We start from the raw sequence: 11,329 nt of genomic DNA on the forward strand, positions 1-11,329 counted from the left end.
CCCCCGCCGGGGTTCGGGCCGCATAACAAGGGCTTATTATCACTCACCGCGGGGGGGCGCTGCCCCCGGACCCCCGAGGTATTTTTGGGACCAGAGAACATGGGGGCGTGCGCTCCGGTTTCTGGTCCGGGAGGAAAGACACATGTATGCATTTGACGTAGTGCGCCCGAAGAGCCTCGACGAGGCGTTGGCGGCGCTGGGTGAGGAAGACGCACAGGCGCTGAGCGGTGGTCAGACCCTGATCCCGACACTGAAGCAGCGGCTGGCAATGCCCTCGAAACTGGTGAGCCTGACGGCCATCGACGCGCTCAAGGGCGTGTCGCTGGAAGGGCGCGAGCTGCGGATCGGCGGCGCGACACCGCATGCGGTGGTGGCGGCGGAGACGGCCGAAAGCTATCCGGCGCTGTCGGCTCTGGCGGGCAACATCGGCGATCCGGCGGTGCGCAACCGCGGCACCATCGGCGGCAGTCTTGCCAACAACGACCCGTCGGCCTGCTACCCAGCAGCGGCGCTCGGCTCGGGCGCGACCATCGTGACGAACACCCGCGAGATCGCGGCGGATGACTACTTCGAGGGCATGTTCGCCACGGCGCTCGAGGAAGGCGAGATCATCACCGCGGTGAAGTTCCCGGTCCCGGAGAAAGCGGCCTATGTGAAGTTCGAACAGCCCGCGTCGCGCTTCTCGCTCGTCGGCGTTTTCGTCACCAAGGGTGCGGACGGTGTGCGCGTGGCGGTGACCGGCGCCTCCAACAACGGCGTGTTCCGCTGGACCGAGGCCGAGGAGGCGCTGAACAGCAACTTCTCCGCCGATGCGATCAGCGGTCTTTCGGCTTCCGCCGATGACATGATCTCCGATCTGCACGGCTCCGCAGCCTACCGCGCCCATCTGGTCGGCGTTATCACCAAACGGGCGGTGACGGCAGCCAACGGCTGACGCGGCGACATCCACGGTTTGGCCCCGGCTTTCCACGCGAGAGCCGGGGCCTTTCTTTTGATCAAATCGTCGGGCGGGGCTTTCCCTCGGGGCGCGGAGGCGTATGCTGCGCTCCAAACGTTGGAGGATGCCATGAACGAGATGAGCCCCGAAAAGCCCAAGCTGAAACCCAAGGATGCTCCGGATCTGGGCCGGTTCGATTGGGAGGACGCGTTTCGCCTTGCCGATCAGCTGAGCGAGGAAGAGCGGATGCTGGCGGAGGCGGCGCGGTCCTTTGCACAGGAGAAACTCGCGCCACGGATCGTCAAGGCGTTCGAGGAAGAGACGGTCGCCCCCGAGGTTTTCGCCGAAATGGGTGCGATGGGCCTGCTTGGCGTCACGGTGCCGGAGGAATACGGCGGCATTGGCGCGTCTTATGTCTCCTACGGCCTCGTGGCCCGGGAGGTCGAGCGCGTGGACAGTGGCTATCGCTCGATGATGAGCGTACAGTCGAGTCTCGTGATGTATCCGATCTATGCCTATGGCTCCGAGGCGCAGCGGCAGAAGTACCTTCCGAAGCTGGCGAGCGGGGAATGGATCGGTTGTTTCGGCCTGACCGAGCCGGACGCGGGCAGCGATCCGGGCAGCATGAAGACCACGGCGAAGAAGACCGAGGGCGGCTACGTGCTGAACGGCTCGAAGATGTGGATTTCCAATGCGCCGATTGCGGATGTCTTCGTGGTCTGGGCCAAGTCGGAGGCCCATGGCGGCAAGATCCGCGGCTTTGTCCTGGAGAAGGGCCTCAAGGGGCTGTCCGCGCCGAAGATCGGCAACAAGCTGTCCTTGCGGGCGTCCGTCACCGGCGAGATCGTTCTGGACGGTGTGGAGGTGGGCGAGGATGCCCTGCTGCCGCATGTGGAGGGGCTGAAAGGGCCGTTCGGCTGTCTCAACCGCGCCCGCTACGGCATCGCCTGGGGTGTGCTCGGCGCGGCGGAGTTCTGTTGGCACGCGGCACGGCAATATGGCCTCGACCGGGTGCAGTTCGGCAAGCCGATTGCCCAGACGCAGCTGTTCCAGAAGAAGCTGGCGGACATGCAGACGGAGATCTCGCTCGGCCTGCAGGGCTGCCTGCGGGTGGGCCGCCTGATGGACGAAGCCAAGGGCGCGCCGGAGATGATCAGCATTCTCAAGCGCAACAACTGCGGCAAGGCTTTGGACATCGCGCGGATGGCCCGCGACATGCACGGCGGGAACGGGATTTCCGGCGAGTTCCAGGTGATCCGGCACATGGTGAACCTCGAGACGGTGAACACCTACGAGGGCACCCATGACGTGCATGCGCTCATTCTGGGCCGGGCGCAGACGGGTTTGCAGGCGTTTTTCTGAGACGCGGCAACCCTGAAGCGTTTCTTCATGGTTTGTGAAGGAGAAGGGCAGGGCGGGAGCCTTGCCCTTTTGCCGATGTGGGCGTGTAGTTCGTCCAACATCCGGAGGAGATTGGATAATGAATCTGCATGCAATGCTGACGGCGCGGGCCGAAGGCGGCAAACCTGTCCGCGTCGGCCTGATCGGGGCGGGCAAGTTCGGCTCGATGGTTCTGGCGCAGGCGCGCAAGATCAAGGGCTATCACATCGTCGGCGTGGCCGATCTCGATGTGGGCAAGGTGCGCGGCTCGCTCAAGCGCACCGGCTGGGAGGAGGACGAGTATTCCGCGACCTCGCTCGGCAATGCCATGGACACGGGCAAGACCTTCGTGACGGACTCGGCTGCGGACCTTTGCGCCTTCGACGGCATCGAGTGCATCATCGAGGCGACGGGGCATCCGCTGGCGGGCACGCGGCACGCGCTGATGGCGATCGAGGGCATGAAGCATATCGTCATGGTGAACGTCGAGGCGGATGTCATGGTCGGGCCGATCCTCGGGCGGATGGCGCGGGAGAAGGGCCTCGTCTATTCGATGGCTTACGGCGATCAGCCGGCCTTCATCTGCGAGCTGGTGGACTGGTGCCGCTCTTGCGGTTTTGAATTAACATCCGCCGGTAAGGGTATGAATTTCCGTCCGGAATTCAGGTACAGCACGCCGGAGACCGTCTGGGGCTATTTCGGCTGGTCCGAGGAGTTCGTCGCCAAGGGCGATTTCAATCCGAAGATGTACAACTCCTTCACCGACGGCACGAAGGCGGCGATCGAGATGGCGGCGGTGGCCAATGGCACCGGGCTGGATTGTCCGGACGACGGCCTCGCCTTCTATCCCACCGGCCTGCATGACCTTGCGGATGTGTTCAAGCCGAAGTCCGAGGGTGGACGGCTGCCGAAGACCGGTCTCGTGGACATTGCCGCCAGCGTCGAGCCGGACGGGCGGAAGGTCTTCAACCATATCCAGTACGGCATGTTCGTGACGTTCAAGGCACCGGACGAATACACACGCGGCTGCTTCGAGCAGTATGGCCTGCTGACGGACAAGAGCGGCTGGTATGGCTCCATGTGGCGGCCGTTCCACCTGATTGGTCTGGAGACGTCGGTTTCGGTGCTCTCGGCCGTGCTGCGGGGCGAGCCGACCGGCTCGTCCAAGGAGTTCCGGGGCGATGCGGTGGCGACGGCGAAGTCGGACCTGAAGGCCGGGTCGTACCTGGACGGGGAAGGCGGCTTTGCCACCTGGGCGAAGGCGATCCCGGCGGCGCAATCCGTCGCCATCGACGCCCTGCCCATGGGCCTCGCGCATCATGTGAAGCTGAAGACCGATGTGAAGCGGGATACCATCGTGCGGATGTCGGATGTGGAGTTCGTGGACGATCTCGACGTGGTGGACCTGCGCAAACGGCAGGTGGCGCAGATGGGGCCGAAATAGCAGGGTCCGGCCTTTACAGGGTGTCCAGGACGTCGCTTTCGAGGATGCAGTCATCGGCTCCGTTCAGCCGGATGAAATCGCGATAGCTGCCGGGCGCGAAGGAGGTGATGGCAATCAGGGCGACCAACCCTGCCTGTGCGAAATGCGCCCGCGCCGCCTGGGTACGGGTGACCGCCTCCGGATCGAAAGCGTCGGCGCCGACGAGGACACAGGCCTCCGTCCACGTCGGCGTTTCCGGGCCGACACTGGCCGCAGCCGTGAAATTCGGCAGGACCTGGTCCAGCGCGTCGTTCAGCGCCTTGGTCAGACCGAGACCGATGACATGGCTGCTTTTCTCGAAGTACTGGGACAAGGGCAGATTGTCGGGGCTGAGCAAGGGCCCCGGCGGTCTGATATGGCAGGCGTGCATCATGGACCCGTTCTCGTTCCTGATTGGGGATTTCGCGCCTTGAAGCCCGCCGCGTCCGGGATTGGAAGCCTCTTGGAGTGTCCTGGGTGTTACATCGGTCGGCATCGCGCCATGTAACATGTGTCACGGCATAAAAAGCTCTGACATATAACGTTTTTCTCGCAGTCCGGTTGCTCCGGATAATTTTACACCTGATCCGGTATCTTCTGCTATCATCGCGGAACGAGGATATTTGCACATTCCGATGAACCACGCGACGGATGACAGCGCAGCGGCATTGGCCGCCGAAGTCGACCGGCTTCTGGCAACCGAGCGCTTTGGCAAGTCATCGGCGCTGTCCGAGTTGCTGGTTTTCCTGCGCGATCGCTATCCGGACCGGCACCGCGATCCGACCACGGAATATGTCATCGCGCAAGACCTTCTGGGCCGGGGCGGTGCCTTTGATCCGAAGACCGATACGGTGGTGCGGGTTAGGATGCGCCGTCTGCGCGACGCGCTGGCGGAGGTCTACGGCGAAAATCCAAAGGGCGACTGCCTCAGCATTCCGAACCGCAATTACGATCTCGAACTGATCCGCGGGGCCCGCCAAAAAGGCTGGCTGCATCGCGCCCGCGTGCTGCGCGGCTGCAGCGCGGCGCTTGCGCTGGCCGCGACCGGCGGGATCCTCTACGCGGTCTACACAAGCCTCTTTACTCCCAACGTGGTGCAATACCCGCTGATCAAGATCCTGCCAGTGCAGAACCTCACGGGCGAGCCGAAACTCGATATTTTCGAGGAAGGGCTGCAGCGGCAGCTTGGCAGCGATCTGCAAAAGTTTGGGCGCTACCGCGTGTTCATCTCCTCGCCACCCGAGCGCGAGACGGATGAAGAGGATTTCACGCTGCGGGGCAGCATCCTGCAACTGGACGACGACGCCGACATAGCCTTCCGGCTGGAGCGGGGCGCGGACAACGCGGTGGTCTACGGTGCCCGGTTCAAGGGCCAGATGCTCGGGACGAACTATTACGAGGAGATCTCGGCGATTTCCCGGGAGATCGCCGGACAGATCGGCGGGCAGGGTGGCCCGGTGGTCCGCGACATTTCCGCCACCGAGACAACCGCGCCGGCGATCATGGGACTCTCGGGTCTCAGCGGTGTCGATGTGGACGTGTTCCGCTGCATCGTCCTGAAAGACATGTTCTTCGACACATACGAGCCTGACCGGATCATCAAGGCGTACCGCTGTTTCGAGCGCATTCTGGCGCAGGTCGGAGACGATCCGATTGCGCTGAGCAGCTGGGGCACGGTTGTCATGCACACCGTGCCGGGCTTCAACCTGATGGAAACCGCCGGATTGCCTGCGGACATGCTCTGGGAGCCGGAGGGCGCGCTGGAGCTGGCGACCAACATCGCGCAGGTCTATCCGAACTCGCCGGACGCGCTGCTGCTGCTGGGATCGGTGCAGAGCCTGACGGATCAGCCGGAACGCGCGGAGATCTCGCTCCGGCATGCGATCGACCTCAATCCCGGCGATGCCACGGCACATGCGGTTCTGGCCTACATGCAGCTGACGCGGGAGCAGTACGAGCAGGCCATCCTGAGCGGCGAGGAGGCGCTGCGTCTCAGTGCCGAGCCGCAGGGATACATCTATTTCCCGATTGCCATTGCGTCGCTTGTGCTGGGACGGGAGGCGCAGGCGGAGCGGGCGCTGGCGCAGTATATCGCCAAACGCAGCGGACCCGGCGCGGATGTCATGCAGTTGCTGCTGGCCCGTCTCGAAAACAACCGGCCGGTCATCGACCATCTTGCGCCGAAGGTCGCCGCCATGTCCGAGCCGCTTGTGGGCTACAGCCAGTTCCTGCGCGGCGCGGCAACCCGGGCGGCGTTGCAGCGTTATCTGCCCGAGGTGGACTTCGGGGCGCAGTGACACGAAAAAGGCCCCGGCGCGTGCCGGGGCCTGCTGTGGGGCTGCTCAGGCCGTTACTTCGAGCGGTTGTAGACGTCGAAGAAGACGGCGGCGAGCAGGACGAGGCCCTTGATCATCTGCTGGTAGTCGATGCCGATGCCGACGATGGACATGCCGTTGTTCATCACGCCCATGATGAAGGCGCCGACAACGGCCCCGATGACCTTGCCCGAACCGCCCGACATGGACGCGCCGCCGATGAAGACCGCTGCGATCACGTCGAGTTCGACGGCGAAGCCGGCTTTCGGCGTGGCGGTGTTCAGGCGGGCGGCGAAGATCAGGCCGGCGAGGGCGGCCAGAAGCCCCATGTTGACGAAGGCCAGGAAAGTCAGGCGCTCGGTCTTGATGCCCGAGAGCTTGGCGGCCTTCTCGTTGCCCCCCAGCGCATAGATGCGGCGGCCGATGGTCGTGTTGGCGGTCAGAAAGGCGTAGATCACCGTCAGCACCACCATGGAAATCAGCACGTTCGGCAGCCCCCGGAAGGTGGCGAGCTTGAAGGTGACGAACAGGAGGGCCGCGCCGACGACGACGTTGCGGATGACGAAGAAGGACTGCGGTTCATCCTCGATCCCGTACTTCTTGTTCCGTGCCCGGTCACGCATGCCGAGGTAGACGATCACCGCCACGGCGATCAGGCCAAGCGCCATGGCAAGCCCGTTGAAGTTCCGCACGCCAGCCAGATCGGCGAAGGGGGTCATCATCTCCTTGGAGAACAGATCCGGGATGAAGCCGGTGGAGAGGCTCTGGAAATTCTTCGGGAAGGGGCCGACGGACTGACCCTGCAACAGCAGCAGCGACGCGCCGCGGAACACCAGCATCCCGGCGAGGGTCACGATGAAGCTCGGGATCTTCCAGTAGGCGACGAAGTAGCCCTGCGCCGCGCCGATGACGATGCCCATGAGCAGCGAGGCGATGATGGCGAGCCAGACCGGCTGGTCCATGTCGACGATCATCACGGCGGCAAAGGCCCCGATGAAGCCCATCACGGAGCCAACGGAAAGGTCGATGTTGCCCGAGACGATGACCACCAGCATGCCGAGCGCCATGATGATGATGTAGCTGTTCTGCAGGAACAGGTTGGTGATGTTGACGGGTTTCAGCAGCGTGCCGTCGGTGACCACCTGGAAGAAGACCATGATCGCGATGAGCGCGATCAGAAGACCGTATTCGCGCAGGTGATGTTTGAAGTAATAGCCCATGCCCCGGGCGTCCGCGGTTGCCTGTTCCATGACGGCCTCCCTCACTCTGTGACTATGAGCGACATGATGCGCTCCTGGCTGGCCTCTTCGGCGGTAAGTTCACCGACAAGCTCGCCTTCGTTCATGACGTAGATCCGGTCGCACATGCCGAGCAGTTCCGGCATCTCCGACGAGATCATGACCACGCCTTTGCCCTGCGCGGCGAGGTCATTGATGATGCTGTAGATCTCGAATTTCGCGCCAACGTCGATGCCGCGCGTCGGCTCGTCGAGGATCAGCACCTCCGGACCCGCGAACAGCCATTTCGAGAGGACAACCTTCTGTTGGTTGCCGCCCGAAAGGTTGATGACCTTCTGGAAGACCGAGGGCGTGCGGATGTTCATCGCCTTGCGGTATTTCTCCGCGACGGTGGTTTCCTCGCGCTCGTTGATGACCCCGGCGGAGGAGACGCCGGGCAGGTTGGCGAGCGTGATGTTCGTCTGGATGTCCTCGTCCAGCACGAGTCCCAGCGACTTGCGGTCCTCCGTGACATAGGCGAGCCCTGCCTTGATGGCGCGGTCGATCTGGCTGACGTCGATCGGCTGGCCGTGCAGGGAGACGGTGCCGGAGATGTTCCGCCCGTAGCTGCGGCCGAAGATCGACATGGCGAGTTCCGTCCGGCCCGCGCCCATCAGCCCCGCGATGCCGACGACTTCGCCCTTGCGGACGGTGAAGTTGACGTCGGTGATGACCTGCCGTTCGGCGTGCTCAGGATGCCAGACGTTCCAGTCCTTGACCTCCATGAGCACGTCGCCGGGATTGCGCGGCCGCTCCGGGTAGCGGTCGGACATATCGCGGCCGACCATGTCGCGCACGATGCGATCTTCGGTGATCTCGCCCGAAGCCGCGGACATGGTGCTGACAGACGTGCCGTCGCGGATGACCGTCACCGTATCCGCCACGCGGCGGACCTCGTTGAGCTTGTGGGAGATGATGATCTGCGTGACGCCCTGCTGTTTGAGCTCCAGCATCAGGTCGAGCAGCGCCTGGCTGTCCGCCTCGGAGAGCGCGGCGGTCGGCTCGTCGAGGATCAGCAGGCGGACTTCCTTGGACAGCGCCTTGGCGATCTCCACGAGCTGCTGCTTGCCGACGCCAAGTTGTTCGATGCGGGTGGCCGGGGCCTCGCGCAGGCCGACCTTCCTGAGCAGCGCTTCGGTGCGCTGGAAGGTCTCGCGCCAGTCGATCACGCCGGAGGTGGCGCGTTCGTTGCCGAGAAACAGGTTCTCCGCGATGGAAAGGAGCGGCACGAGGGCCAGTTCCTGGTGGATGATGATGATGCCGCGATGCTCGGAATCGGCGATGTCGCGGAATTGGGCCAGATCGCCCGCGTAGTGGATTTCACCATCGTAGCTGCCTGCGGGGTAGACCCCGGAGAGCACCTTCATCAGGGTCGATTTCCCGGCGCCGTTTTCGCCGCAGATGGCGTGGATTTCGCCTTCCATCACCTTGAGATTGACCGCGTCGAGCGCCTTGACGCCCGGAAAGGTCTTGGTGATCGAACGCATTTCGAGAAGCGGTGTCACGCTTGCCCCCTTCAAGAGTAGAGGAGCCTGCCCCGCGTCCCGGAAGATGGTCCGGGGCAGGGGGCAGGCATTGGGAGTGAAAGCGGAGAAGGGCTTACTTGATCTGGTCTTCGGTGTAGTAACCGGACCCGATCAGGATTTCCTCCCAGTTGCTCGCATCGACCGAAACCGGCTCGAGCAGGTAGGACGGAACGACCTTCACACCGTTGTCATAGGTGGTGGTGTCGTTGATTTCCGGCTCGCCGCCGGCGAGAAGCGCGTCAACCATGCCGACGGTCACGCGGGCCAGCTCGCGGGTGTCCTTGAAGACGGTCGAGTACTGCTCGCCTGCGAGGATGGATTTCACGGACTGCACTTCGGCGTCCTGACCGGAGACGATCGGCATCTTCAGATCGCCGGAGCCGTAGCCCACGCCCTTGAGCGAAGAGAGGATGCCGATGGACAGGCCGTCATACGGGGAGAGCACGCCATGCACCTGCTTGTCGGTGTAATGGGCGGAGAGGAGGTTATCCATGCGGGCCTGCGCCACCGCGCCGTCCCAGCGCAGCGTGCCGACGGTGTCCATGCCCATCTGGCCGGACTGGATGACGATGCTGCCATCGTCGATCATCGGCTGCAACACGGACATCGCGCCGTTGTAGAAGAAGTAGGCGTTGTTGTCGTCCGGCGAGCCGCCGAACAGCTCGACATTGTACGGGCCGTCACCGAAACGCTCCTTGAGACCGTTCACGAGGCTGGTGGCCTGCTGCACGCCAACCTTGAAGTTGTCGAAGGTGGCGTAATAGTCGACGTTGCCGCTGTCGCGGATCAGGCGGTCATAGGCGATGACATAGATGCCGGAGGCCGCTGCGTTCTCCAGCGCGTTCGACAGCGTGGTACCGTCGATGGCGGCGATCACGAGCACGTCGACACCCTTGGTGATCATGTTCTCGATCTGCGCGAGCTGGTTCGGAATGTCGTCCTCGGCATACTGCAGGTCGGCCTCGTAACCGGCCTTTTCCAGTTCCAGCACCATGTTGTCGCCGTCGGCGATCCAGCGTGCGGAGGATTTCGTCGGCATGGCGATGCCCACGGTGCCTTCGGCAAACGATGCGGACGCGAAAGCGATGACCGCGGTGGCTGCGGTCAGAAGTGTCTTGAGTTTCATAGTTACCTCCCAGAGGCGCAGGGCTCCCGTCCGCCGCACCTTGTTATCCCGAGCCCGTGTGGACTCATATGGTATCACTATTGTGGGCATGCATACCTGTAAAATGCTATTGTGCGCGCTGGGTATAACGATATTGGTATGCATATGGACCTCATACGCCGCCTGAAACTCACCCATCTGAAACTGCTTCTGAAGATCGCCGAAGTGGGCCAGATCCAGATTGCCGCCGGGGCATTGAACATGTCGCAACCGGCGGCCTCGCGCATCCTTGCGGAAATCGAACGGGAGGTGACCGCGCCGCTTTTCACCCGCACGCCGAAGGGCATGGAGGTGACGCCGGTCGGTGCAGCGTTCCTGCGCCGTGCCCGTGTCGTGCTGTCAGAGCTGGACGGGCTGGAGACCGAGGTGCAGCAGCTGATCAAGGGGCAGGCGGGTGAGGTGCGCATCGGCGCGGTCACCGGCCCGGCGGTCGGCATCCTGATGCCGGTGGTGCAGCAGTTGCGCTCCGAGGCGCCTGAGATGTCCATTACCATCGAGGTGAGTCCCTCGACGGATCTCGTGCGGGGGCTGGAGGAAGGCCGCTTCGATTTCATCCTCGCACGCATCCCGGGCTGGCAGGACAGCCGCGAGTTCATGGTGCATCCGGCGCGCTCGGAGGCGGTGCGGCTGCTGGTGCGGCGCACGCATCCGCTGGCCGGGCGGCGCGGCGTGCGACTGGCGGACCTGCTGGTGTACGACTGGGTGATCCAGGAACGCGGCTCGCCGATCCGGCAGGCGGTGGAAACGGCACTGCACGGTGCAGGCATCCCGACACCGCACCGGGTGGTCAACAGTTCCTCGCTGCTGATCGTCCTGTCGCTGATCACCTCGACCGATGCCATTTCTCCGCAATCGCGCGAAGTCGCGGACCTGCTCGACAGCGAGGCGCTCGGCGGCGGGCTGACCACACTCGATCTCGCGGCGGACATCACCGTGACACCGTATTTCGCCATCCGCCACAACACGCGGCAGCTGACGCAGGCGGCGACACTGGTGTTCGAGAAGGTGCTGCGCAGCCTTTGATGCGCAGAAACGGATGGTTGCAGCGCGATCTTCGCACGATGCGCAAGGCTCCGCATCTGGACGGAACGACGGATGGGGTTGGTTTCGATGGTGAAGGCTCAAGGGTCGTTGCGACGGTTTCCGCTATCTCAGTTTCATCATCTCGGCTCTGAAGGCCTCGGTGGGGGTGCGCCAACCAAGGCACTTTCTGGGCGTACCGTTCAGGCGGTCGCAAATCGCCTTCATCTTGCGATTTGACAGCGCC

9 protein-coding genes and 1 pseudogene are annotated in these 11,329 nt (G+C 63.6%); 5 read left to right on the forward strand and 5 right to left on the reverse strand.

Features of this window, described 5'->3' with window-relative positions:
* Positions 1-142: 142 nt before the first annotated feature.
* From ACP159_RS15915 to ACP159_RS15925, 3 genes are all read left to right on the forward strand, one after another.
* The gene (locus tag ACP159_RS15915) at positions 143-934 is read left to right on the forward strand and encodes an FAD binding domain-containing protein (protein WP_425100697.1); all 792 of its coding nucleotides are present in this window, start codon (positions 143-145) and stop codon (positions 932-934) included.
* A gap of 141 nt (positions 935-1,075) precedes the next feature.
* Positions 1,076-2,299, forward strand: coding sequence for an acyl-CoA dehydrogenase (locus ACP159_RS15920; RefSeq protein WP_425100717.1), 1,224 nt, complete (start codon positions 1,076-1,078; stop codon positions 2,297-2,299).
* 118 nt (positions 2,300-2,417) lie between these two features.
* Entirely contained in the window at positions 2,418-3,761 is a 1,344-nt protein-coding gene (locus ACP159_RS15925) for an NAD(P)H-dependent oxidoreductase (protein ID WP_425100698.1), read from the forward strand.
* Between the two features lie 13 nt (positions 3,762-3,774).
* On the opposite strand, the gene ACP159_RS15930 is transcribed toward ACP159_RS15925, so the two are convergent.
* Positions 3,775-4,113 carry a hypothetical protein gene (locus tag ACP159_RS15930; protein WP_425100699.1) on the reverse strand — a complete coding sequence of 113 codons (339 nt, stop codon included), beginning with the start codon at positions 4,111-4,113 and terminating at the stop codon, positions 3,775-3,777.
* 301 nt (positions 4,114-4,414) lie between these two features.
* On the opposite strand from ACP159_RS15930, the gene ACP159_RS15935 reads away from it, so the two are divergent.
* Positions 4,415-6,076 carry a hypothetical protein gene (locus ACP159_RS15935; protein ID WP_425100700.1) on the forward strand — a complete coding sequence of 554 codons (1,662 nt, stop codon included), beginning with the start codon at positions 4,415-4,417 and terminating at the stop codon, positions 6,074-6,076.
* Positions 6,077-6,129: 53 nt separating this feature from the next.
* Here the strand turns inward: ACP159_RS15935 and mmsB are convergent, their stop codons facing one another.
* From mmsB to chvE, 3 genes are all read right to left on the reverse strand, one after another.
* Entirely contained in the window at positions 6,130-7,344 is a 1,215-nt protein-coding gene (mmsB, locus tag ACP159_RS15940) for a multiple monosaccharide ABC transporter permease (protein ID WP_425100701.1), read from the reverse strand.
* 11 nt (positions 7,345-7,355) lie between these two features.
* A complete protein-coding gene (mmsA, locus tag ACP159_RS15945; protein ID WP_425100702.1) occupies positions 7,356-8,876 on the reverse strand; it encodes a multiple monosaccharide ABC transporter ATP-binding protein in 1,521 nt (506 codons plus the stop codon).
* A gap of 94 nt (positions 8,877-8,970) precedes the next feature.
* The gene (gene chvE / locus ACP159_RS15950; protein ID WP_425100704.1) at positions 8,971-10,023 is read right to left on the reverse strand and encodes a multiple monosaccharide ABC transporter substrate-binding protein; all 1,053 of its coding nucleotides are present in this window, start codon (positions 10,021-10,023) and stop codon (positions 8,971-8,973) included.
* A 144-nt stretch (positions 10,024-10,167) separates the two neighbouring features.
* Between chvE and ACP159_RS15955 the strand changes: the two genes are divergently transcribed.
* A complete protein-coding gene (locus ACP159_RS15955; protein ID WP_425100706.1) occupies positions 10,168-11,085 on the forward strand; it encodes a LysR family transcriptional regulator in 918 nt (305 codons plus the stop codon).
* A gap of 123 nt (positions 11,086-11,208) precedes the next feature.
* Here the strand turns inward: ACP159_RS15955 and ACP159_RS15960 are convergent.
* Positions 11,209-11,329 (reverse strand): annotated as a pseudogene (locus ACP159_RS15960) (IS30 family transposase); the annotation flags it as partial.

Source organism: Tropicibacter sp. S64, from assembly GCF_049803835.1.
In the GTDB taxonomy this organism is placed as follows: Bacteria; Pseudomonadota; Alphaproteobacteria; order Rhodobacterales; family Rhodobacteraceae; genus Pacificoceanicola.